This window comes from Zestosphaera sp., from assembly GCA_038843015.1.
GTDB lineage: Archaea > Thermoproteota > Thermoprotei_A > Sulfolobales > NBVN01 > Zestomicrobium.
On record JAWBSH010000003.1, the window covers coordinates 176107 to 200072 of the forward strand.

The 23966-nt window shown below is 43.3% G+C and carries 20 protein-coding genes and 2 tRNA genes; 11 read left to right on the plus strand and 11 right to left on the minus strand.

What is annotated here, in order from left to right; all coding sequences use genetic code 11:
* The first annotated feature begins 33 nt into the window (after positions 1-33).
* From QXL29_03630 to QXL29_03650, 5 genes are all read left to right on the plus strand, one after another.
* On the plus strand, positions 34-1524 hold the full coding sequence (locus QXL29_03630) for a DUF2139 domain-containing protein (GenBank protein ID MEM2283685.1): 1491 nt from the start codon (positions 34-36) through the stop codon (positions 1522-1524).
* A gap of 48 nt (positions 1525-1572) precedes the next feature.
* Positions 1573-2709 (plus strand): hydrogenase formation protein HypD, encoded by a 1137-nt coding sequence (gene hypD / locus QXL29_03635; GenBank protein MEM2283686.1) that lies wholly within the window; start codon positions 1573-1575, stop codon positions 2707-2709.
* A gap of 20 nt (positions 2710-2729) precedes the next feature.
* Positions 2730-4034 (plus strand): MATE family efflux transporter, encoded by a 1305-nt coding sequence (locus QXL29_03640; GenBank protein MEM2283687.1) that lies wholly within the window; start codon positions 2730-2732, stop codon positions 4032-4034.
* A 365-nt stretch (positions 4035-4399) separates the two neighbouring features.
* Positions 4400-4795 (plus strand): hydrogenase nickel incorporation protein HypA, encoded by a 396-nt coding sequence (gene hypA, locus QXL29_03645; GenBank protein ID MEM2283688.1) that lies wholly within the window; start codon positions 4400-4402, stop codon positions 4793-4795.
* On the plus strand, positions 4792-5547 hold the full coding sequence (locus tag QXL29_03650) for an Mrp/NBP35 family ATP-binding protein (protein MEM2283689.1): 756 nt from the start codon (positions 4792-4794) through the stop codon (positions 5545-5547). Before hypA ends, QXL29_03650 begins: the two co-directional genes overlap by 4 nt.
* Before the next feature lie 8 nt (positions 5548-5555).
* Here QXL29_03650 and QXL29_03655 read toward each other — a convergent pair whose 3' ends face one another.
* The 6 genes from QXL29_03655 to QXL29_03680 all read right to left on the minus strand — a co-directional run bounded on the left by QXL29_03655 (position 5556) and on the right by QXL29_03680 (position 11325).
* The gene (locus tag QXL29_03655; protein MEM2283690.1) at positions 5556-6485 is read right to left on the minus strand and encodes an ABC transporter permease; all 930 of its coding nucleotides are present in this window, start codon (positions 6483-6485) and stop codon (positions 5556-5558) included.
* Entirely contained in the window at positions 6482-7552 is a 1071-nt protein-coding gene (locus tag QXL29_03660; GenBank protein MEM2283691.1) for an ABC transporter permease, read from the minus strand. The genes QXL29_03655 and QXL29_03660 overlap by 4 nt, the downstream gene beginning before the upstream one ends.
* On the minus strand, positions 7549-9120 hold the full coding sequence (locus QXL29_03665) for an ABC transporter ATP-binding protein (protein ID MEM2283692.1): 1572 nt from the start codon (positions 9118-9120) through the stop codon (positions 7549-7551). The genes QXL29_03660 and QXL29_03665 overlap by 4 nt, the downstream gene beginning before the upstream one ends.
* A gap of 77 nt (positions 9121-9197) precedes the next feature.
* Positions 9198-10220, minus strand: coding sequence for a BMP family protein (locus tag QXL29_03670; protein ID MEM2283693.1), 1023 nt, complete (start codon positions 10218-10220; stop codon positions 9198-9200).
* Positions 10221-10431: 211 nt separating this feature from the next.
* Positions 10432-10950 (minus strand): hypothetical protein, encoded by a 519-nt coding sequence (locus tag QXL29_03675; GenBank protein ID MEM2283694.1) that lies wholly within the window; start codon positions 10948-10950, stop codon positions 10432-10434.
* Positions 10951-11058: 108 nt separating this feature from the next.
* Entirely contained in the window at positions 11059-11325 is a 267-nt protein-coding gene (locus QXL29_03680; protein ID MEM2283695.1) for a ribbon-helix-helix domain-containing protein, read from the minus strand.
* Positions 11326-11697: 372 nt separating this feature from the next.
* Between QXL29_03680 and rgy the strand changes: the two genes are divergently transcribed.
* Both rgy and QXL29_03690 read left to right on the plus strand, forming a co-directional pair.
* Positions 11698-15312 carry a reverse gyrase gene (gene rgy / locus QXL29_03685; GenBank protein ID MEM2283696.1) on the plus strand — a complete coding sequence of 1205 codons (3615 nt, stop codon included), beginning with the start codon at positions 11698-11700 and terminating at the stop codon, positions 15310-15312.
* Between the two features lie 10 nt (positions 15313-15322).
* Positions 15323-15757 (plus strand): OsmC family protein, encoded by a 435-nt coding sequence (locus QXL29_03690; protein ID MEM2283697.1) that lies wholly within the window; start codon positions 15323-15325, stop codon positions 15755-15757.
* Between the two features lie 126 nt (positions 15758-15883).
* Here QXL29_03690 and QXL29_03695 read toward each other — a convergent pair.
* Positions 15884-15957 (minus strand) — tRNA-Pro (locus QXL29_03695).
* A 661-nt stretch (positions 15958-16618) separates the two neighbouring features.
* Here QXL29_03695 and bgaS point away from each other — a divergent pair.
* Positions 16619-18070: a beta-galactosidase BgaS gene (gene bgaS, locus QXL29_03700; protein ID MEM2283698.1), complete on the plus strand. Its 1452-nt coding sequence runs from the start codon at positions 16619-16621 to the stop codon at positions 18068-18070.
* Between the two features lie 249 nt (positions 18071-18319).
* Entirely contained in the window at positions 18320-19660 is a 1341-nt protein-coding gene (locus tag QXL29_03705) for an MFS transporter (GenBank protein ID MEM2283699.1), read from the plus strand.
* A gap of 10 nt (positions 19661-19670) precedes the next feature.
* Here QXL29_03705 and QXL29_03710 read toward each other — a convergent pair whose 3' ends face one another.
* The gene (locus QXL29_03710) at positions 19671-20963 is read right to left on the minus strand and encodes a galactokinase family protein (GenBank protein MEM2283700.1); all 1293 of its coding nucleotides are present in this window, start codon (positions 20961-20963) and stop codon (positions 19671-19673) included.
* The gene (galT, locus tag QXL29_03715) at positions 20947-21948 is read right to left on the minus strand and encodes a galactose-1-phosphate uridylyltransferase (protein MEM2283701.1); all 1002 of its coding nucleotides are present in this window, start codon (positions 21946-21948) and stop codon (positions 20947-20949) included. Before galT ends, QXL29_03710 begins: the two co-directional genes overlap by 17 nt.
* A gap of 297 nt (positions 21949-22245) precedes the next feature.
* Here galT and QXL29_03720 point away from each other — a divergent pair.
* A tRNA-Val gene (locus QXL29_03720) sits at positions 22246-22320 on the plus strand.
* A 97-nt stretch (positions 22321-22417) separates the two neighbouring features.
* Positions 22418-23167, plus strand: a complete 750-nt coding sequence (locus tag QXL29_03725; protein MEM2283702.1) for a hypothetical protein — start codon at positions 22418-22420, stop codon at positions 23165-23167.
* Positions 23168-23172: 5 nt separating this feature from the next.
* Here QXL29_03725 and QXL29_03730 read toward each other — a convergent pair whose 3' ends face one another.
* Together QXL29_03730 and QXL29_03735 are read right to left on the minus strand one after the other, a co-directional pair.
* Positions 23173-23358 carry a hypothetical protein gene (locus QXL29_03730; protein MEM2283703.1) on the minus strand — a complete coding sequence of 62 codons (186 nt, stop codon included), beginning with the start codon at positions 23356-23358 and terminating at the stop codon, positions 23173-23175.
* Between the two features lie 298 nt (positions 23359-23656).
* Positions 23657-23881 (minus strand): hypothetical protein, encoded by a 225-nt coding sequence (locus QXL29_03735; GenBank protein MEM2283704.1) that lies wholly within the window; start codon positions 23879-23881, stop codon positions 23657-23659.
* Positions 23882-23966: the final 85 nt, after the last annotated feature.

The following is a 23966-nucleotide window of genomic DNA, read 5'->3' on the forward strand; positions in this document are numbered from 1 at the left end:
TTAGTTTGAAGTAATTAACTAAGGTGCTTAATGGTGAGTAAGATAGATAGAGTACTTCAGGAATACCCACCAAGGTATGGTCCTGAATGGGGTAGTGGAGGTATTTTTGGTCTTAAGTATTTTAAGGGAGTGCTTTACTATACGCTCGCTTTTGAAGCTTCAGCATACTTCGTTGACGACGAGATATTAGAGTACAGGTTCAGCGAGTTAGGGCCTGGTCCCGCATCTGGTGGAGACACTTACAATGCTGTAGACGTTGTTGACGACAAGATATTCTTTGGGGGTTGGGTACATAACCCCGCAGTATTTAAAGGTAAGAGAAATCACGCTGGTGAGATAGATTTCAGGAATAAGTATAGTCACGTACACGAATATGACGTCAGAGAAAGAAAAGTGAGACTACTCTGGAAGGAAAGCATTCATGACGAGTTTAGGTGGGCTGGGGAAGTGTCTCAAATAATTTACGACCCGGTAAAGGACGTCCTGATTATAGGGAGGTCAGACGGCATGGAGAACTTAGGCGTTTATGAGTTAAGCAGAGACGGGAGAATTTTCAGTAAGTTAAGTGAAGTGCCGGCGCTTAAGGGCTCGCTATATCTTGATTATGCGTGCTTTGATATGCAGCCGGACTGGATGAGGGGAGTCGAGGGTATTCAGTGCTTAGATTTAGTTAGGAGAGTGTGGGTAAGGCACACTATAGAGGACTGGGCTGAAGTGTCACTAGACGGTTACGGAGTCTCGTACAGGACGTCTGGTTATGCCGCGAGCGCGTACACTAGGTATTGGCACTTCATGAGAGGAGGTGTTCTAGTCGGTAATCCTGTAGAGCCTGAAGTCGAGAAACCCACGTTTGTGAGGTTATTTGATTTCGGTATGAATGTTTACGCTCCGCACAGGAGCAACGCACTCAATTTAGGTGGCGGGATATTAGCAGTATTTAACGCAAGCACTCACGGATTCCTACATCCGCACGAGAGTAGTTCTGGAGAAGCAGATCTTAGAAAGTATTTTAACACCGTAGTTGCGCCCACAGCACTCGTCTACATAACGCCACCTCAAGCAAGAATAGTAGCTACGTTTGGAGCCAGAATAACTAGCATGACTAAGGCAGGGAGTAGAATACTCATAGCGTACAACACTACCCCTAATCTCGGAGGTAAAGATTCAACGCCTGTAGACGGCGGTGTGAGAGGTATTATGTCCGTGGACGAGTACACTCTGTTAAGTAGTAGTAACCCACCATTAACTATCAGAGTGCCTGGCTGGGCGGTAGGAAACGCTTGCTTTGGAGGCATACCACTTACAGGCTTTAAAGAAGCTGAGTTATTTGTGAGAAGCAGTAAACATAACGAGATACTCATTAATATCTACGATATTGGCTTGCCACCGCTAAATTACGGTTCTGAGAGACTTAAGTTGAGTGAAGGACTTAACAAAATAGACCTGAGGAGCTACAGAGATATAGTTTCTTTCAAGCTGGAGAAGCCTGACGAAAACGCATTAATCAACATTTACTTAAGATGAAGTGTTATTAGCTTTTCCACCGAAGATTATCTAGCTAGTGATGAGTAAATGGACTTAAGAACTAAGTTAAGGGAGCTCTTCGTTAAGAACCCTGAAACACCTAAAATAATTGAGCTAATAAGAGGGTTAGCTCAACGGCTAGGTGGGGAAGTAGTTAAGATAATGGATTTCTGCGGTACTCATGAGTGGACTATAACAAGCTATGGTTTGAGGAGTCTAATGCCTGAGAACGTGGAGTTGGTTGCGGGTCCTGGCTGTCCAGTATGTGTTACTCCCGGTCACTACGTTGAAGGCCTAGTTAAGCTGTCTCTTGAGGGAGTTAATGTCTTCACGTACGGTGACTCATTTAGGCTACCCTCACTCAAGGGAGCTAAGCCGAGGAATCTGGCTGAAGCTAAGATGTTAGGAGGTAAGGTTACGGTGATTTACAGCTTCCTGGATGCGATTAAGGAAGCTAATAAGAGGAGAAGTGAAGAGCATGTCTTCTTTGCTGTAGGGTTCGAGACTACTATGCCTGCAGTGGCGGAGCCCGTATACAGTAGGTTACTTCCCGATAACTTAGTAGTCTTAAGCGCGTACAGACTCACGCCGCCAATCATGAGGTACTTGCTAGAGAACGTGCGTGAGGTGAGGATAGATGGTGTCATAGCACCCGGGCACGTCTCGGCCGTGATAGGATATAACGCGTGGGAATTCTTAGTGAGAGATTTTAATATACCTACTGTAATTTCCGGCTTCGAACCTGTTGATGTTCTTCTAGCCATACTTGCGATACTTAAATGTAAGGTTGATGGTAAGCCAGCTCTAATTAATGAGTATGCTCGAGTTGTTAAGCCGGGAGGCAATATTAGAGCCAAGAGAATAATTAATGAAGTCTTCGAGGTTGTTGACTCATACTGGAGAGGCATAGGAGTAGTTCCTTCTAGCGGTGCTTTACTTAAAGATAAGTTTAGAGATTATGATGCGTCATCAAGGTATGGAATAAGAGAAAAACCTGACTTCAGCGATGTCCTGCCTGGATGCAGGTGTGGTGAGGTGACGCTAGGTAAAGTGAAGCCTACTTCATGCCCTCTCTTCATGAAGTCTTGCACTCCCGAGAACCCCTACGGCCCCTGCATGGTTAGTTCAGAAGGCACTTGCAAGATATGGGCTGAGAATCTTCACGCCCTACTTACTAAGCTGTGAGTTGAGGGGTGTTTAAGTTCTTGAGTTCGAAAGGAGAAGTCTCTAGGGTAGCTTTCCCGATACTTGTAGGAATGATCCCAGACTCAGTAATCAGTCTCGTAGGAATGATTACTGCATCAAAAATTGGTAGGGAAGCCTTAGCAGGTACTGGTCTCGCCTCATACTTGTTCATGATAGTAAATGCTGTGACTTCGGTTTTCATGGTAGGTTTACTAGTAATTACTTCTCAAGCTTATGGAGGCAATAACCTAAAATTAATTGAGAGAGCTTTCGGCGAAGCTATTACCGCGTCAGTTCTTTTCTCGGTCGCGGCGGTCGTGACCTCACCTCTCTGGCTACCTACCTACATAAGCGTACTCTCAGGTGGTCAGGGAGTAGTTAGTGAGGTTGCCGTGACTTACTTAAGCTTAAGAATTCTCTCTATACCTGCCTTGATGCTTAACTCTGTGATAGCTACTTTATTCAGAGCTGTGGAGGAACCGTGGCCACCAACCTACTCCTCCATTAGTGTTGGCGTGATTAGTTCTGTTCTCGTGCCTTCCCTTGCCCTAGGTTACTTAGGGTTACCTGAGTTAGGAGTTTCTGGCATGGGTCTAGCCTCGGCAATTTCACAGTATGCTGGTTTGCTTGTGTATATATTTCTGAGACCCCCGATTAGGGTGAGATTATATGTGCCATCAAAAATAACGACTAAGATATTAGCTGTGGGAGTTCCTGCCTCTATAGAGAGATTTGTTGGGAGTGCGGGACATAATATATACATAAACGCTGTTGCTAGGTCAGGTATTGACGCTCTAGCGGCTCATAATATAGGGTTAAGTGTGGAGAACTTAATCATAGGTCCTGTCTTCGCAGTAAACATAGCTGCTTCTACTAAGGCAGGACATCATGTAGGCGCTAATAACGTTGAAGACTTAGACAAGATAACCAAGGAAGCGCTAAAGATCGGTGTTGTTTGGATGTCTGCCGCTACGGCAGTACTTATTGGTTTATCGCCGTTCATCGGAAGCTTCTTCACGAGTAGTGAGGAAGTCGTTAGGTTAGTTATGGCTTACTTAATTATGGCTGCTATATCGGAGGTTGGGCTTGGCGCCTCACAGGCACTCTACGGCATATTCAGGGGTATGGGGAGTACTTGGGCACCGCTCGTAATAAGTTCTACTACTGTATTGTTATTTAGAGCCATGTTAGCTCAGGTTCTCCAACCAATTTACGGTGTTTATGGCGTCTGGTTTACTCAGATAACTGATATGTATGGGCGACTCCTCATATCCTACTTTATGTACGTGAGACTTAAGTCAAGACTTCTTGTCAAGGTTGTATAGGTTTTAAGACTGTCTATAGGTTGTTTTGGTTGTTTCTATGGATTCCGAGAATTATCTAGGATATAAATGATTAAGTGTTTGAGTGTTTTTGGAGTCTGTGAGCTGATGAGTCGTTGGTAAGGGACGAGACTCTGTGAATCACTCTTCGCTGTAGGAGTTGGGTGAACTGCTGGCGGTAGCTGGAGACGTGCTCTTGCAGGCGGGGTGGGAGAAGAATAAGCTGTCGAGAAGTAGAGGGCTGGGAGGCTGAATACGAAATAACATGAAAACCTGTGAAGAGCCGTTCACCGAGAAACGACTTTAGCAAAACACTTGTTTGTAGCCTTATTAGTCATTTACTGTATCATTTGTTGGTGACTTGAGTAGTGCATGAGTGGGCATTGGCTGAGGGCATTGCTAGGTACTTAAGTAGTGTTGTAGGTGTCAAGAGACTTAAGAGTGTTAGGATTGGGTTGGGTGAATTACAGTCTGTTGATGAGGAGATTTTAAGATTTGCGTTAACGGAGCTTATGAAAGCTGAAGGTTACGAACTTAGTGAGGATTCTGTAGTTTTTGTTAAGAGGGCTGCTAGGTTTCAGTGCAGGAGGTGCGGGTATTCTTGGAGTCTCAACAACGTGAGTTTAGGTGATGATGAGAAAGAAGCTATTCACTTCATACCTGAGGTGATACACGCTTATCTTTCATGTCCTAAGTGTGGCTCAAGAGATTTTGAGGTGGTTGAGGGAAGAGGCGTTGAGGTCCTTGAGGTGATTACTGAATGAATGCGTTGAGGCACCTTATTGATGACCCGAGGAAAATCCTCGTTGAAGAGAGACTTAAGAATGTCAGTAATGTTGTTCCTGTGATGAGTCCTAAGGGCGGTGTAGGTAAGACTGTGATCTCAGCTCTCATAGCGCTGGCTATGGCTGAGAGCAACTACAGTGTAGGGTTACTGGACCTAGACGTAACTAACCCTTCAATTCACGTAGTTCTAAATCTGGGACTAGATGAGAAGCCACTAGAGAATAAAGGGGTAATACCTCCTGAAACTCAGGGGGTTAGAGTCATGAGCGTCGCGTACTATACTGAGGGGAGGCCACTGCCGTTAAGAGGCTCTGAAGTAACTGAAGTTGTTAGGGAGGTTCTAGCAATAACTATCTGGGGTAATCTAGACTACCTCATAATAGACACACCGCCTGGTATGAGCGACGTACATATGGAGATAATCAACAATATAAGGAAAGCAAAACCGTTAGTAGTGACTACACCCCACGTGCTTTCAGTAAGTCCTGTGAAATCTCTCTTAAAAATGCTTAAAGAGGTAGGGTCCCCCATAATAGGGCTAGTAGAAAATATGAGTGAGAACCCCACAGACCTCGTAATGAGTTTATGTAGAGAGTTTAGAGTCAAGTATTTAGGTAACGTACCGCTAGATTCTCTACTGGCATTCAGCGTGGGAAACGCTTCAATCATAAAGAAGACGAAAGCTTATAGTAAGGTAGCTGAGATAATCAAGTATTTAAGACCTAATTAAGCATCACTTCACTCTCTGTAGTATGGCTTGCCCAGAGACGCTGGAGGTCTTGCCCCCCTAGATATAGCTAGTAGCGAAAGCAAGACTGCTAGATACGGCAACATGATCATGAAGTATGTCATCTCAGGCCTACCAATCTTTATGAAGATGTCTTGTAGGCTTATGCCTACAGACCACGTAACACCGAATATTAGACTTCCTACTAAACTGCGTGAGGGGTTCCACTTCCCGAAGTACGCTAAGCCTATAGCGATGAACCCCATGCCGTACGTCAGATTCTCGTAGAAGAGACCAGTTATTTCTAAGCATAGGATAGCTCCTGCCAAGCCCGCTAGAGCAGAGCCTAGCGCTAACGAGAATAACCTATATAAGGTGACGTTAATGCCCGCCGCATCACAGGCTCGCGGATTCTCGCCGAGAGCTCTAACCCATAATCCAACCCTAGTATAGTAAAGGATGAAGTGCATTATTCCAGTAAGTATAAACATTAGGTACACACCTGGATACTGGTTAAAGAGAGCCCCACCAATCAAGGGGATTTCAGAGAGGAGAGGTATTCTTAGAGTAGAAGTCTTTGGTATGAAGACTATCTTATCAGCGTATAGTGCCCTGTAGAGGAAGTCGGAAAGACCAAAGCCTAGGAAGTATAATCCCATGCCTGCTACTACTTGATTAAATCTTAGAATCACGGTAAAGAACCCTAGTAGGAGTCCTAGCATGATTCCCGTTGCTATGCCTAGCAGGTACCCTACGAAGATATTGCCTGTTAAGAATACTGCGTGAAAACTTACAAAGGCTGACATAAGCATTATGCCGTCAATACCCAAATTTATTAAACCTGATCTTTCACTAAATACCTCGCCTAAGCTAGAGATGGCTACAGGAGCTGACATAGCTAAGCCTAGACCTATTATAGATTGAACTAATTCTAGACTCATGACTCCTCCCTCTTAACAACTAATTTTACTTCGTAAAGTATCAATATAGTGAACAGCATGAAGAATATGTAGATTAATCCCTCAACTGCTTTAGAGAACGTGTATGTTAAGCCTGTAGCTGATTGTAAATAGACGGTCCCGTTATATATCATTCCGAAGATTAGCGAAGAACCTATTATTCCTACTGGATTGTTTCTTCCAAGCAATGAGGCGATTATTGAGGTATAGCCTAAGCCGACGGCTATGCCTTCATACAAGAAGTGGAAAACTCCGAGAATTTCTATCCCTCCTGCTAAGCCTGCTAACGCACCACTATATGCTAGGCTGAAGACTATGAGTTTCTTAACTGGCAAGCCAGAGTACTTGGCTGCGTTGGGGTTACTCCCTAACACTCTCACCATGAAACCTGTTTTGGTCTTGAAGAGAATGTAGTGTGTTAAGAGAGCTATCACTAGAGCGAGAATAAAGCCTGCGTGAAGTCTTGTTCCCGGTAATATTATGGGTAGCTTAACACCTACGGGTGGTGACATAGGCCACATCTGAGAGAGGGGATTCTTTAACGGACCTCTCAATAACCACTGCATAATTTTTAATGCTAGCCAATTCATGATCACCGTGACCACAATTTCGTTAATCTCGAAGTACGCTTTCATAAAACCTGCAACAGAGGCCCAGAGAGCTCCTGCGGTTGCTCCCGCAATTACGCTAATTATTAGAACTACCACGGGGTTTATGCCGACACTCTGCAGGTAGAGTGCGGTGGCAGTTGTTGCTATGGCACCCATTAAATACTGACCCTCTGCACCAACGTTTAGAACTCCTGACCTATTAGAGAACGCTATGCCGACAGCCATTAAGAGGAAAGGCGTGGTTCTTAAGAGAGTGTCGGTTACTTGCACATATCCTCCTAGAGAGCCGCTAAGAAATGATGCGTAACCAACTAACGGGTCAACGTTCGCCCATATCATTAATAACGAACCAGCTAAGAACGCTACTCCTACAGCGAGTAAAGGCAGTATCAGTATGTGTGCTAAGCTAACTTCCCGTTCTCTAAATACTAAAGTCACGCCCAATATAAATCAATCCTCTCCCTAAGCATTTTCTTATATCCAGACATCATTAACCCGATGTCGTCTATGTCGAGCTCGCCGGGTTTAAATGCTCCGACTATCTCGCCATTGTACATTATGGCGATCTTATCACTTAATGACAATAGTTCTGAAAGATCGCTAGATATTAACAATATGCTACAGTTGTTGTTCTTTAATTCAATAAGCTTCTCTCTAATGAATTCTGTGGCAGCGATATCGAGCCCGGCTGTAGGCTCTTCAGCTATGAGAAGCTTGGGTTTCCTGTCAATCTCCCTGCCAACAATTACTCTCTGAATATTTCCGCCCGAGAGATTCCTAACCAACGTTTTATGAGAGGGCGTGACTACGCTGTACCTACTTATCAAGTCTGTGGCGAATTTCTCTATAACTTTGATATTCATGGGTCTTAAGCTCGGGGGCACTACCGGGAGACTATTAATGATTTGGTTTTCCGCGATTCTAGTCAGTATTGCGTTCTCGTAGAGTGGTAAATCTCCCACCACACCGTACTTCAGTCTCTCTGCTGGAATATAGGAAATTCCTAACTGGATCCTGTCGAGAACGCTACTCTTAGTTATGTCACGTCCTAAGAAGAATATCTTTCCTCGTGTTGGTTTCCTTAACCCGTAAATGGTTTCAGCTAGTTCTTTCTGACCATTACCTGAGACTCCTGCAATACCTAAGATTTCACCACTCTTGATTTTCATGCTGACCCCCCTTAGAGCTAGGTTGCCTCTATCTCCTAAGGCTTCTAGCCCTTGAATTTCTAGAATAACCTCACCTACCTGCGCTTTAGGTGTTGCTTTAACTTCTAGAAGTACTTCTCTGCCTACCATCAATTCAGCTAAGAGTCTAGGTTCAGCTTCATTTCTGAGTAACTCTCCCACGACTTTACCACGTCTTAAAACTACGATCCTATCTGCTATCTGAAGAACTTCCTCAAGTTTGTGTGATATAAATATTATTGATAAGCCATTCTGTTTCAGTTTTCGTATGGCTTTAAAGAGTTCCTTAGTGTCTTGAGGGGTGAGGACTGAAGTAGGCTCGTCAAGTATTAAGATTCTTGGGTTTCTGAAAAGAGCTTTTAATATCTCAACCTTCTGTTTTTCTCCTGCGGAGAGCTGCCACACCTTAACGTTAGGGTTAATCTTTAAACCTAACTTACCAGCGAATTCCTCTATCTCTCGCGTTATTTTCTTCATGTCGATAAAGAAACCAAATTCTTTCAAGCCTAAAATTATGTTTTCTGAAATTGTTAAATCTTCTACAAGCGTGAAGTGCTGGTGGACCATACCAATACCATTCCTAATAGCGTCGATCGGTGAGTGATGAGAAACTTTCTTGCCCTCTATGTAGATTTCTCCTTCATCTGGACGTAATAAACCGTAAAGCACGTTCATAAGCGTAGTTTTGCCTGCGCCGTTTTCGCCAAGAATCGCTAACACTTCACTTCTATTGAGAGTTAAGTCAACGTGATCGACTGCCACTACTCCCGGGAATTTCTTGACTATGTTCTTCATCCTTAGTATGGGTTCCTGAATCACTACATGCACCTCCAGTTCTATGGAGAAAATATTTTGAGAGAAAAAGAAGTTTAGTCTTTAATTAAAGTTGTTTGAGCTTAAGGAGTAAAACCTGTTGATATTTGCCCGCTAATTATCTTATTAATTATTTCCTGCGCGCTTGACCAGATCTCGGAAGGTAAGGCGCCTCCAGACGCTAGCTTTAGACCGCCATTTTCTAAGCTTAGCCAGTATTCCTGGCCGCCGGCTGTTTTAAGTTTGCCGCTCAGGTAGTCTTGATAGAATTGCTCGAATATGACACTCCAATCCCAGATCTCAGCTAGTAAGAGGCCTTCTGGGTATATCTCTGGATGATAGGTGCCGCTCATCATAACGTAGACTCCTGCGTCTTTAGCGCCTGAAATCCCGCCTAGCTGACATCCATCACCCATAGTCTTAACCACATCAACTCTGTACTGCTCAACTAAAGCAGTTGTTGCTAGTTTCGCTTTAGGTACGTCGTGGAAGTCTCCTGTATAAACCACGTGAAGTACTTGGTCAGGATTCAAACCCACATACTCAAGACCCTTCCTAAGACCGATCTCGCACCTAGAGAGTTCTGCTACCGCCATGCCGGCAACATAGCCTATATGGCCTGTTTTAGTGACTTTGCTAGCTATATAGGCGGCTACGAAACACGACTGATCTGTTCTCACATCACCCACGCTAACTTTCGGGCCCTTATATTGAGGAGCTCCAGCAATAGCTAAGAAGTAAACTTCTCGTGTTACCTCTCCGGCAATCTTAGCCATGGGTTCCCCAAATTGGAAACCTACACCTATTATCAGGTTAAATCCTTGCTCCACGTAACTCCTTATGGTTGATTCAATCTGAGCCGGATCATACACTCCCTGGACCCACGCAATATCTACTTCTGGGTGCCGACCGCGGAAAGCCTCCATCGCTCTATAGCCTGCTTCATTCCACGCAGTGTCAGTGACGCTGCCGGGGAATATGAAAGCTATCTTAACTCTCTCTGTAATTGGGGGACGTGTTAACGTGGCGACGTAGTAACCAGTTAAACCAGCTACAATAGCTATTATGACTACTACGGCTATGACGAATGTTTTTGAAAGAGCCAACTATGTCACCCCTGCTTGTAAGTTCTTTTTGAGACTTAAAAATATTTGTATACATATATGATGTTAGTGTTCTTGAAATGTCTTAAACACGTGATAATGAATTCTGATAGTAATTCATGTAACTAAACTTAAAATTAGAGATTTTTTAATTTGGTCAGCATGGCTTGACTATTGATTAAGGTAAGGTTCTCTGGTCTTACTGGGAGGTTCGTTATCTTAGGCCTAATTTCTTTCTGCAAGATTCTGTTATTGTCATTAAGTAACTTATTAACTGTAATTTTTCTGATGCTAGTGCTTTAATTAAGTTGGCGTGCTTCTCTAAGTCTTCTTTAGTGAGTAAGTTGATGCTAGTTGTGTGGCTCCTAAATTTAATCTCTAGCGTCTTGTCTCTTAAAGTAATGCTTAAGTGTTTGTTACTTACTGATACCTCGCCTTCCTTGCTGTTGTATGAGACTGTTGCAAGAGGTGATCTATGAATTACTGAAGTTGTTTGGTCGCTACTAACGTAGGTTAGGCCTTCACACAACTTAAGTATTGCCGGTCTTGAGCTTTCTAAGTTTGCCTCAATCGTGGAGAGTGTGGTCACTAGTGACTTTATCTTAGTGAGTACTTCGCTTACTATAGTTACGCTAATAAGTCCTACTCTACTAAACTCAGAGAATTCTCTAGTCCTCATATCTTCGTAAGCTCTCAGAGCTTCATCAACTACTTCTAAAGCATTCTTGAACATTCTTTAGCACCACTAAAACTTTCAGGCAGGTTTTTAAAGCTTTAAACTGACGTCTAAGTTGATCTGAGGAGGTTCTGGCATGAAGTGTTGTGAGATAGTTTAGATTAATTATCGTATCAGGAGTAGTCGTGTATTCTTAATTGGGAGAGACCTAGACTTATTAGTAGTTTTTAATTTCTCGCTACTTACGTTGATGTTATACGTAGATTTTTTGAGGACTTCGTCTATGTACTCTCTTACAGCTTCTCTTATGAAGTCACTCTTAGTTGAGTAGCCTAAGTCTCTGTAAGCTCTCTCAAGCAAGTCGTTGATTCCTGCGGGAACTCTTAACGTGAGGGTTTTAGTCCTCTTAACGTCAAGTTCCATAACGAACATTAGTATCACCACTATATTATTTACATAGCTTCATAAAAAAGACGGCGACTAGACCTTTTTAAGGTCTAAAGAATATTAGTCATTAGGCATTGAATAATACCTAAGCATTTTTTCATTATTTGTGAGGCCTGTATTATTAGGGCTAATGAGTATTACTTTTTACGACTTTACGTAGGAATAAAAAAGTTATAATTTCTGGTCTCCCCACCCCGAATACGTAGTTTAGTAGAGGGTCGGGTAAGGGATCTTGAGTGTGGCTTGCTCGACTTAGTTGTATTGAGAGAGCCTAGCTAGATCGCCGCGAGCGCTTAGATTTTTAAGCCTCCATACATCTTAGTAGTATTTTAGGATGGGTAGCAAAGGTACAGAGACATGACTATAGAAGCCGTGTTCAGGGGTTTGTGCCCTAACTGTGGTGGTGATGTAGAGTCGAATAGGTTGGCTAAGGGTTTACCTTGCTCGAGTTGTTTGTCTTCTAAGAGAGAATTAGAGCTAATGAGAGACGGGTATCTCCGCAAGCTTAAAATAATTGAAGAGAAGGTTAAGGAAGTAGATGAGGTGTTTCTTAAAGTAGTTAATTCTAGGATGTGGGGTCTTCAGAGACTCTGGGCACGCAGGTTCTTTAACAACGAGAGCTTTGCTATGATAGCGCCTACTGGTAGCGGCAAGACTACGATGCAGATTATGCTGGCCTTATACGCGGCTCGAGAAGGTAGGAGATCCTTAATATTAGTTCCTACGAGCCTGCTAGCTAGTCAAGTACATAGCAAGACTCTCAGTATTCGCGATAAGTTAGGGTTGAGTGATGTTAGGGTGGTAGCTTATCACAGCTTAATGACTGAGAAGAATAAGAAAGAAGCTATTATGGAAGTCAGTGAGGCTTCTATAATAATAACGACCCCAGCTTCGCTGATGAAGAAGCCTGAGTTAAGGCAGCCGGTAAGCATTGCCTTCATAGATGACGTGGATAGCTTCCTCAGGAGGAGTAAGAGTGTTGAGATCGTTTTGAGGATGTTAGGTGTGGCAGGCGAGGACGAGGAACTAGCTAACAAGGTACAAGAACTTGAGAGTAAGGCTAGGAAGTTAGCTCTAGAAAATCCTGAGGAGGCTAGGCGAGTACTTGATGAGGCACACAAGCTGAGGACTTCTCTACAGGAGAGAATTAAGGGAATTATAGTAGTTAGTGGTGCCACACAGACAGCTCGAAGAACTAAGAGGATAAAAATGCTTAACACTCTCTACGGGTTCACAGTAGGGGGTAAAACAGAAATAGGGAGAAACATTACTGACTTCTATGTTAGACCGCGTAACGAGACTATCGAGGAATTGGTTGCCGAGATTATTAAGAAGGCTGGCGGCGGAGGCCTCATTTACGTACCCATGGATAAAGGAGCTGAGTACGTAAAGAGGTTAACAGACTTTCTTAAGGGAAGAGGTTTTAGAGTTGAGGCTTACTTAGGTTCTAGAAAGAGAGTGTTTAATAAGTTTGTTGAGGGAGAATTAGATGCTTTAGTAGGTATTGCATCGTATAGGAGTCCCCTAACTAGAGGTATTGACCTGCCTGAAAGAGTAAGGTATGCTGTGTTCGCGGGAGTTCCTAAGTTTAGGTTAAGGATAAGTGTAGAGGATTTCCAGCCGAGCAGGTGGTTGATACTACTTAATGAGATTAGAGACGCTGTGTACAGTAAGTATCCGGAAGAATTCGATAAGATTCTGGGAGGCTTAATCAAGATCAGAACAGCTAGTAGAGAGACTCTAGAACTAGTGCGTGAGGCTCTGAAAAATGGTAGAGAACTTAGTGATTATCAGGAGTTCGTGAGGAGAGTTGCTGAAGAGTCGTTGCGGTTCATGAATAAAGTGTTGAAAGACCCTGAAGTAATCAATAAACTTAAAGAGAGTAAGACTATAACGTTTGGTGGTAGAGAAGGAGAGTATTTCTTTGTAATACCTGACGCAATATCCTATATCCAGGCGAGCGGGAGGACTTCAAGGCTGTACGTTGGGGGACTCACGAAGGGTTTAAGCGTTTTAGTAGTTGATGAGGAGAAGGCCTTCAACGCGTTATTAAGAGATCTCAAGTGGTTGTTAGAGACTGTAGAGTTTGTAGAGTATGATGAGAAGCTTGTTAGCAGGGTTTTGAAGGAGGTAGATAGAGATAGAGTTAGAGTGAGGCAGGCTCTTGAGGGAAAGTTGAGGGTTAGGGGGAGGGAACTCATGAAGACTACCTTATTTGTTGTTGAATCGCCTAATAAGGCTAGAACCATAGCTAGGCTCTTCGGAAGACCTACTAAGAGAGTGATTAGTGGGTTACAGACATACGAAGTACTTACTGAGAACAGGTTAATGATAATCACTGCTACTGGAGGTCATATTCTAGACTTAGTTACTGATGAAGGACGCTTCGGAGTATTGGTGAAGGGTTCTTTATTCAGACCAATCTACAAGCCTATAAGAAGGTGTGTTAAGTGTGGGAGGGACGTGCCTGAAGATGAAGTGAAGTGCCCATCATGTGGTAGTGAGGTATTCGTCGAGAGTAAGCCTGTCATAGAAGTTCTTAGGAAGCTAGCCTCTCAGGTAGACGAGATTTTAGTTGGTACAGACCCTGACGCCGAGGGCGAGAAGATAGCCTGGGACATAACCTTACTGCTTAAGCCCCTAAACAACAATATCTACAGAGTTAAGTTTCACGAAGTCACTCGCAGGGGTTTGACTGAAGCACTTAATAACTTGACTTCAGTTAGTGAGTCTATGGTTCATGCTCAGATAGTCAGGAGAATTGAGGATAGATGGATTGGTTTTAGCTTAAGTCCTGTACTGTGGAGGAAATTTAACCTTAACTTCCTATCTGCTGGGAGAGTGCAGACTCCTGTTCTCGGCTGGATTGTTGATCGCACGAACAAACACAAGATAAAGGCTGAATTAGTGACTTTAAAGCTTGAGGGAGTTGATGCTCCCCTAATTTTTAAGGCTCCTAAAGGGTTCGCTGACGCTGTTAGGAAGGCTGGCAAGGTTATTTTGACAGATGTTCGGAGAAGTCTTCAGGAGATTTACCCGCCGCCTCCTTATACCACAGACACCATGCTTTCTGAAGCTACTAGAGTCTTGAAAGTCTCTGCTAGTAAGGTCATGGAGTCTGCTCAGAGGCTTTTTGAAGCCGGACTCATAACTTACCATAGGACAGACAGCACTACTGTTAGTTCTCTAGGTGTTTCTATAGCTAAAGACTACATACAGAGAGTCTTCGGAGAAGAGTTCTTTCAGGGGAGGAAATGGGAGAGGGAAGGCGCTCACGAGTGTATAAGGCCTACGAGACCTCTTGATTCTAAACAGATTAAGGCTTTGAGAGCTGCCGGCGTGATCTCTTTCGCAGTGCTTTTAAGACCAGATGATTACAGGCTATACGACCTTATCTTCAAGAGGTTTATAGCTAGTCAAATGAGTCCTTCAAAAGTTGAAAAGACTTCGTTTAAGCTAGTCTTTAACGAATTCGTTAAAGAATTTACTTTCGTGACTAAGGTAGTGGAGGAAGGCTTTAGCAAGCTAAACAAGTACTTTAACGTCGTCAGTCTCGGTAACTTGAGGGACGGCGAGTACGTAGTTCTTGAAGTTAGTTCTAGAGCAGTACCAGAACACCCTCTATACACTTATAGCGATTTAGTAGAGCTCATGAAGGACAGAGGTATAGGGAGGCCGTCAACATACGCTAAAATCTTAGACATACTTAGGAGGAGAGGCTACGCGATAGAGGTCGGGAAAGGCAAGTTAGTAGCTACTTCTAGGGGTAGGGAAGTATTCAAATTCCTTAACGAAAAATTCAGTGACTTAATTAATGAAGAAAGGACTAGAAAGCTTCAAGAAAAGATAGATTTGATAGAAGCAGGTAGGGAGAGCCCCGAAAGCGTCTTGAGAGAATTTTACAGAGAGATTAAGAATATAAGAGCTTATAGAGCTACTAAACTTATTAGCTCTGTCAAATCAAATAACTAGGTGATTAGACGTGAAAACAGAAATGAAAGACATGATAATAAGAGTTAATGGTAAGAGAGTTTCACCGACTAAGATGGTCGTGAAGTGCGGCAACTACGAGGTAGTGACAGATAAGGTGGGGGGTGAGGCGCCAAGCCCTGTAGAATACGTTTTGGCTGCTCTAGCTGGATGCATAAATATAGTCGGGACTTTAGTAGCTAAAGACTTAGGAATAAATATTGAGACTCTAGAAGTGAGTGTAGAGGGAGTGCTCAACCCGAGCAAGTTTACAACAGGTGTTGGAGAGAGAGCAGGCTATAAAGAAATAAGAACTGAAGTTCTAGTCAAAAGTGACGCAGACTTAGAAACTCTAAGAAAATGGATCAAGTTAGTTGAGGAGCGCTGTCCAGTAGGCGATAACTTATCTAACGTTACTACAGTAATAACTAACGTTAAAAATATTTAGTTTTCGCATAACTGAGGTAGCGTCAAGACAAGAATATAAAAAGAGTTTAGAAATTCTAGCCACGTATTTTTAAGCTCAAGTAGTTCAAAACCTCTTTTTCTTGAAGAGCTTAAAACTACTGTTAGGTGGGGCCGCGGGGATTTGAACCCCGGACCACGGGGACCCAAGCCCCGCATTCTACCAAGCTAAACTACGGCCCCCACCTAACAAAACTAGAAACCCAAATATATAAAGCTAATCACAACAAGTCAAACTTCTTAAGTCTTTAAGATAAACTATCAAGAGATAAACCTGCTAACAACCTCCAAGTTTAAGTCTTAGTTTTCTCCTAATCATCCGCTCAAGACTCAGCAGTCAAGAAGACTATAAAACTACTTTATTATAGTAAAGTGAATAAAACTAAACTTATGGTCTTAGTTTCTCGAAAATGTCTCAATCTTTAGGAGTTGTAAGTATTAAAAATAATTGCTGGTTGCGAATTGTAAGGAGCTAAAATGCTTGTTTTCAGATAGGGCATATTTTAAGTAGGGTTCACAACTGTTTTAGTGTGTTAGGTTTATAAAGGTTTTTGTAGGATTTTTTTCATGATGATGAGAGATACTTCAAGCCACCTGAAGATGGAACTAGATGTGAGCCCCGTGCCGTTGGGCTTGAAGGGTGCTCATGACCCCCGCGTGGAGTGGCTAGTAGCCACAGTGAATCGCGGGGTAGAGGCACAACCCGTCCTAGAAAAACCTAGGACGGGAAACGGTAATCTCTGAGAGCTTCTGAAGTGCTAGCGTTAATCTTTACTTCGTGCTCGTGTTTTTAAGGCATTAAAAGTTTTATCTTGATAACTGTTATATTATATGTGAGTAGTGTATGGTAAAGATCCCACAGAACTTCTTACTTGGTTTTAGTGAATCAGGCTTTCAATTTGAGATGGGGTTTCCTGAGCAAGTAGACCCTAACACGGACTGGTGGGTGTGGGTCCACGACCCTAATAATATCATCTCAGGTATTGTGAGTGGTCACCTACCTGAAGAGGGTCCCGGCTATCTAACGCTGTATAAGGCAGACCACGACATAGCTGAGAAATTAGGTGCCGACACGTTGAGATTAGGAATAGAGTGGAGCAGGATATTTCCTGAATCTACGAAGCAAGTACAAGTGTCTGTGGAGAGAGACGAAGAGGGGGTCATAACTCGTGTTGAGGTTAGTGAGAGTGCTTTGAATTCTCTTCGAGAACTAGCTAATAAGAATGCTATAGAGACTTACAAGAAGTTGTTTAAGGACTGGAGTGATAGGGGGAAGAAACTCATACTTAACTTAAATCACTTTACCCTTCCTTCCTGGATTCACCACCCGATAGAGTTGAGGTTGCGTGGTATTAGTTCAGCGCCCTCAGGCTGGTTAAGTGACGACTCGATAATAGAATTCGCTAAATATGCTCACTTAGTAGCGAACGAATTCTACGATTTAGCGGATATGTGGAGCACACTCAATGAACCAAACGCGTTAGCTACTGCAGGCTACCTAAACGTCAAATCTGGATTTCCTCCAGGACTCGCAAGTCTTGAGTATACTATGATAGCCTTAAGAAATCAAGTAATAGCCCATGCTAGGGCTTACGATGCTCTAAAAGAAGTTACTAGAAAGCCTGTCGGCCTAATACATAACTTCATGTGTTTCGAGCCCCTAAACATCGAAAATCCAGACGACCTCTCCGCAGCATCTAACGCCTCATACATGTATAATTACTTATTCATAGACTCTGTTACGCGAGGGTCGTCTATGTTAATTTCTTCAGATTCTTTGAAAGACAAGCTTGACTGGATAGGCGTGAATTACTACACTAGAATGGTTGTCACGTCAGATAAGAGAGTAGCTATGGGTTGGAAGTATGTCCCAGGCTACGGATTTCTCTGCGCCTCTGAGGGGTTGAGTAAGGCTGGCAGACCCTGTAGCGACTTCGGGTGGGAAGTCTACCCTGAAGGTTTAGAGAAGATATTAGTTGAAACCTACAATAAGTATAAACTACCAATAATAGTCAGCGAAAACGGAATAGCAGACGCCACGGACAAGTACAGGTCCTCCTACATATTAACGCATCTCTTAAGTACTATGAAAGCTATGGAGAAGGGAGTTGATGTCAGGGGTTACCTACACTGGGCTCTGATAGATAATTATGAGTGGGCCGCCGGCTACAACATGAAGTTTGGATTAGTTAAAGTAGATTTGACAACGAAGAAACGATATTTAAGACCTAGTGCCCTACTCTATAGAGAGATCGCGTCAAGGCGCGAAATACCTGAGGAACTTCTATTTACGTGACATTCTTAGCTAAATAAGGTCTGTTAAACCCTGTTGAGCCAACGCAACGCCTCTAAATTAATGAACTTTTGCCTTTAACTTAGTTAATGACCCATGATAGAGTAGCTACATTAGTTAGAAGTATTTTTGCCTCCGCAGGAATAGTGTATTAGTTGCTGAGAGAATTAGTAAATCTATTTTATTGTAATTGAAGAAAATATTATTAGTGACAAATCTAAGGAAGCATTACCACAGTTTGGGGTGTGTAGTATGGTCTCAAAGAAGATTATAGTATTATTCTTCATTGCTATGTTAATGATGCTTTACGCAGATCAAAACCTAGTAGCTCCAATGTTGAGGACTTTAAGAAGTGAAGGGATGATAATTGGTGGCGACGACTGGTATTACTATGCTGGCTTGCTTGGAACTATTCCTGTACTGTCTGGGATCATTACAACGTTCGTATGGGGATATCTCGCAGACAAGTTAAGCAGGAGGTCACTGTTTGCTACAGCCGTGCTAGTTGGTGAAATTCCGTGCTTTCTGACTGCCTTTGCCAACGATTATTATCAGATATTAATTCTTCGCGCGTTAACAGGTATCGGGATAAACGGGGCGGCTCCAGTAGCTAGAGCGTTAATCTCTGATTTATACTCTCCGGAGGAAAGAGGAAGAGGTTACGCGTTGTATAATTTCGGGTCTGGTTTCGGGGTACTTCTTGGAATGTTATTAGCTGGCATAACTCTGAGTTTTGGCCTGAGTTGGAGGGTTCCTTTTATGTTGGCGGCTGCACCTAACTTTATTTTAGTCCCCCTGTTTCTGTCAGTTGTTAAGGAAGTAAAGCTAGGGTATGCTGAGCCAGAAATTAGGAGACTCTACGAGGCAGGACGTGAATACAGGTTCAGGATTAATTTGAGGGACTTCCTTACTGCCTTGATCACTACCCCCACATTAATATTTATGTATCTACAGGGAGTACCTGGAACTTTCCCTTGGGGCGCTATACCTTACTGGGCACCCACATTCTTCCAGGAGAAGTGGGGTCTGTCTGAAGGGACAGCAACACTCATAGTGTTCGTGGCCGGGATGGGGATGATGGTAGGATACTTCATCGGTGGACTACTCTCAGATAAGCTTGTGAGCAAGGGTTTGTCTAATGGGAGATTATTAGTTCCTTTCACGGGGATTCTCATAGGAACCTTCACAGTGATATCGCTTCTCTCATACCCCTACCCATACGGGGTAGAATCATTGGCGGCGTTAATGCCGGTATTAATTATTAGTTTGCTGGGAATGACTTTCGTCACTTTTGCCGCCCCCAACGTGCCTGCAGTCCTCAGTGAGGTCTCATTACCTGAACATAGGGGAACCATTTTTGGAATATTCAACATAACAGATAACATAGGCTCGGCTTTCGGTCCGATGGTAGCCAGTGCGTTCATGGTATTCTTTCTCTCTAGTGGTGTTTCAGAACCTGATAACATGCTACATGGTTTGGTAGCCGTGAGCCTTCTGTGGATTCCTTGTGCGCTCTTATGGCTTCCTGCATTAAAGACTTACAAGAAGGACAAGGCAAAGTTAAGAAGGACTCTGGCTGAGAGAGGTATTTAAAAGCTAATTTTTATTTCGTTAGCTTATTTTTGTCAACTCTAACACCCTCATCAATTGAGACGACCCACCCTCTCCGTATAACATCCCTGGTTTGGCGAATTACTTCGAGTCCCTTCTCTCGACTCTCGACTAACGCGAGTAGGGAACCCCCCATGCCTGCACCGGATATTTTTACTCCTAGAGCGCCTGCCTCCAGGGCCTTATTCCTAATGATTTCTAACTCCGGAGTGCTTACATCATATAAATCTCTCAGCAAGACATGCTGGTAATTGATTAGTCCGCCGAGGAGTCTCAACATGTTATCGCTTGATTCCGAAGAAGAACTTAAGCAGTGAGGGCATTCCTCTCCTATAACGTCTTCTACTAGTCTACTTAGCTCTTTAGTCCAGCCCTCTTCTATCAACCTCAACGCTAGCACAGTAGATGAATGCATTTTTAGTGTGAAGAGTATTCTCTTGCTCGAGGCAGGGCTCACGTTATTTAGTAGTGGTGTGAGATCCTCTAGTTTGAGGTCAGCCCACCTGGTTTCATAGACATCCTCGCTGAGGAGAGCTCTTATATTGTGAGGAGTTTCAGGACGCTTCAACAAATCACGTAATCCTTCAACAAGCTCGCTTATCCGGGTCGAATGCACGCTTCTAGTAGAGTGCTTAATGCCTGAGTCCAGGACCGCGAAAGTTAAAGATACTTTATTGTATGTCTTGGTCCTGAAGGGAGGTTTCGTTTCTATTAGAGTCACACCGCCCATCACTGAACCATACTGGTCAAGCCTACCGCACGGAATTCCCATCAAGTCATGTTCGCTATGATAAGCTAACTCAGCAATTTCTTGTCTAGATAGTCTTAACCCGAATAACTCGCTTAGGCCCGTGACTACAGCTACTTGCAACGCAGCACTACTGGCTAGTCCCGACGCTATAGGTACCTCACTAGAGATAAGCATATTGAAGTTTCTTATACTCGCCCCTCTCTCGCGAAGAGCCATAATGACTGACCTAACGTAGTTACCAAACCACCCCTCCTCCCTAAGTGATGTTGTGTGGGCATCGAATATATCAACGCATTCACTAACCTCCCCACATAAGTTAACTGAGACAACACGTGAGATTGACTCAGCCCTAGATAATGCAACATAAGTTCTTTTATTGATAGCTACTGAAACGACTGGCAGCCCCTTATAGTCTTGGTGTGTGTTCAGGAAGTCTAAGCGTCCAGGCGCGGACACAATTAGAGGAGGTAGTGTAGAGAAAAAGTTTTCGTATTCTCTTGAAATTCTCTCTATGACCTCAGAAGCACTGTCCAAGTACGTCACCCAACATCTTAACACTCTCTCTGCAAGCATCTTTCAACTCACTAGCTTTCTCTTCAGGCACTCCGTCATACGTAAAGACCCAGTAACCCCATTCAATCCCTGCCGCATACTTCAGCTTTTCTTCATCTCTGTAGGGTTGATAAAACTCTACGTGAAAATGATATACGTAGCTCCCTTTAGAAGGGTGATTGTGTAGTACCATAATGTATGGAGCATCACGTTTTAGTAGTGTGGCGTAAGTTGCCGTGACTACCCTCAGAGCATCAGCGAGGAATCTTAAATCTTCGCCACTCAATTCGTTAAGAGATTTCACGTGTTTCTTGGCATACACGTGTAGCTCGTAAGGCCACATTGCGTAAAACGGTAGCAAGACTGTGAAGGCTTCGTTTTCATATATGACTCGAGACTTTTCTGTAGATTCGTAGCTTAGTATATCGCAGAGAATGCAATTATTGTGTTCTCTCCAATATTGTTGAAACGCTTCTATTTCTGCTTCTATCCTAGAAGGGATAAAAGGTAGGGCGTATATCTGGGAATGAGGATGCGGTAGGGAAACCCCTACTTCCTTTCCTTTATTCCTGAAGACAGCGACATAATTCACGTAATCTAGCTTAGAAAGCTTCTCAAATTCTTCTTTGTAGACTTTAACTACTTTCCACGCGTGCTCTAGGGTAAGCGTATGTAAGTCCCCCTCGTGTTGTGGAGTCTCAACAACTACTTCAGCTACTCCTCTAGCATTTAAGACCTTATACGGTGGGAATATAGTTTCAGGTGCTGAAGGCGGGCTAGGAGTGAGTGCAGGGTATTTATTAGGTAATACTACTACATCCCATAAACCAGCTTGTTTAAGTTCTGGAGCTCCTGGACAAAAAGGACATGGAGTGCTTTCTTCTCCAGGTCTCCAAGGTCTGGTAGCCCGATGAGGAGCTATTATGACCCACTGCTTTATGAGGGGATTCCAGCGAATCTCATGCATCTACTTACCCAAATAATATAACAGCTTAACCCTAGTTAAAATTCCTCAAAACTCGAATTTCGAGACGACTTTCCCATATGCATCAGTTAGTTTAGTATTGCTTTTATGCTTAGTACTGGGGCTCTTCTACTAGAGGGTGAGAGCTTGTTGATGCACTTAAGATGAGGACCCTTCCCGAAAGTAGCGATGATTATAAATTAATCCTGGAGGGCGAGCTCCTCGCTAATGATGTCCTGAAACAATTGAGGAACTCACAGCTTAAGATTTATTAGGTTTTGTTTTATGTTTTTAGTGGTTGGGCCCGTCGTCTAGCCTGGTTAGGACGCCGCCCTGACGCGGCGGAGGTCCGGGGTTCGAGTCCCCGCGGGCCCACTCCTCAAGCTTCTTGCGGTGATCGAGGTCTTCGTTGTTTTTTAAGTTTGAGTTGTAATTATATATTTGGTTTAAGAAGTCTTGGCTGGTGGTGTGTATGTTTAGTATTAAGTATTCGGAGGGCCTCCTTTTTAGGAAGTATGTTTTGAGTTCTACTAAGCCTCTTAGTGATGTGCCTCTTAGAGTATCTGAGGAGGGTTTCTTGATTAGGGGCTTAAGCCCTGACAAGAGTATTTTGATTGAGGTGAATATCCCTAGTAGTTCTTTCACAGAATACAGTGCGAGCGGGGTCAATGACTTAACTCTAGAGAGAGACGAGTTTAGTAAGGTTCTGAAGAAGCTGGGCAGAAATGATACTATACAGCTCAGTTATGAGGAGGGAGGCGGGATTATTAAGGCTAAGTTAATAAACAGTAAATCAGGTGTTGAGAGAAGTTATGATGTGAGGGTCGCTGGGTTAGAGGGTCCTGTAGACCCCGTACAAGTAGAGTTGCCGGTGCTAGTTAGAGTAGAGACTTCAATACTCCAGAAAATAATAAAAGACGCTAAGTTAGTTGGTGAAGAACTAACTATGAAGTATTCTAGAGACTCTGTAGAGTTCACTTCTTCGAGTGAGGGGAGAGAGTATATGGTAGTTCTTGAGAGAGGTAAGCACCTCCTCGAACTAACGTCTACTTATTCAGGAGCCGCGGTAAGTACTTACGACATAGACTTACTTAAGACGCTCATACCAGTACTTTCAGTCTTTGACGTAGCGACGCTAGAATTTGGTCCTTCACTACCGCTAAAAGTTAGTCTTTCGAGTGAGGAGGGAGTAAACATAACTTCTTGGGTAGCTCCTAGATAAACTACCTACTCTCCCTTCTTGGTGGCTACAAGCCCTAATTTGAGAGCTAACTCAGCAGCCTTCTCAACAGCTTCCTCAGGACTACTTGCTGAGACGTTGAATGTGATGTTAGTATTGACTAGCCTTATTCTATACCTCTTACCGCCCTCAACTAAGATCTCCTCAACAACTTCTAACGCAGGCTTACCCATGCAGAGCACCAGATCTCATACCGTGATAACAAAATTTAAGTTAATTAAAAGGGAAAAAGTTAGTCTTCATAATGGAAAGCCCGATCTTAAGCTCACTCACGGGAGTTTTTGTAGTTATATTTACCTTCCCCTCACCTTGAAGACGGCCAACATTATCTTCAACAACTTAGAACAGTACTCTACATGGCGCTGGTCATTCAATCGGGAGTCTACAGCAGTTTTAGCTTTTTAGGCAGGCCTGAAACACGAAGTAACCTAATCGCTTCCTCGTATCAATCGCGAACATCACTTAAATAACCTAACCACTCTCAACTATTGGGACTAGCGTTATTACATAATGATCATCTACGTATTCATCATCATTCATTATCCTTCCGTTCATAACCAAGACGTACTGTCCTTGAAGATTCAGTAAATTTTTGAGAGTCTCTATAACCTCCTTGGCTTTTGTGTTATCGACTTCTACAACCACAGTTTTCTCAAGATCTGGATACACCTTTACCTTAATAGTTGCCAGGGACACCACCTTAACTGAACGCTACATCTAGTCCTAGTTTGTCTATCTTATCTTTACTTGGGTAACCGCTTTGCAAGTCTAAGTCCCTGTA

Coding starts and splice junctions, on each gene's coding strand:
- bgaS (MEM2283698.1), top strand. CDS start 16,619: ATGGTAAAGATCCCACAGAACTTCTTACTTGGTTTTAGTGAATCAGGC.
- rgy (MEM2283696.1), top strand. CDS start 11,698: ATGACTATAGAAGCCGTGTTCAGGGGTTTGTGCCCTAACTGTGGTGGT.
- QXL29_03725 (MEM2283702.1), top strand. CDS start 22,418: ATGTTTAGTATTAAGTATTCGGAGGGCCTCCTTTTTAGGAAGTATGTT.
- QXL29_03680 (MEM2283695.1), bottom strand. CDS start 11,325: ATGTTCGTTATGGAACTTGACGTTAAGAGGACTAAAACCCTCACGTTA.
- hypD (MEM2283686.1), top strand. CDS start 1,573: ATGGACTTAAGAACTAAGTTAAGGGAGCTCTTCGTTAAGAACCCTGAA.
- QXL29_03705 (MEM2283699.1), top strand. CDS start 18,320: ATGGTCTCAAAGAAGATTATAGTATTATTCTTCATTGCTATGTTAATG.
- QXL29_03655 (MEM2283690.1), bottom strand. CDS start 6,485: ATGAGTCTAGAATTAGTTCAATCTATAATAGGTCTAGGCTTAGCTATG.
- QXL29_03730 (MEM2283703.1), bottom strand. CDS start 23,358: ATGGGTAAGCCTGCGTTAGAAGTTGTTGAGGAGATCTTAGTTGAGGGC.
- QXL29_03650 (MEM2283689.1), top strand. CDS start 4,792: ATGAATGCGTTGAGGCACCTTATTGATGACCCGAGGAAAATCCTCGTT.
- galT (MEM2283701.1), bottom strand. CDS start 21,948: ATGCATGAGATTCGCTGGAATCCCCTCATAAAGCAGTGGGTCATAATA.
- QXL29_03675 (MEM2283694.1), bottom strand. CDS start 10,950: ATGTTCAAGAATGCTTTAGAAGTAGTTGATGAAGCTCTGAGAGCTTAC.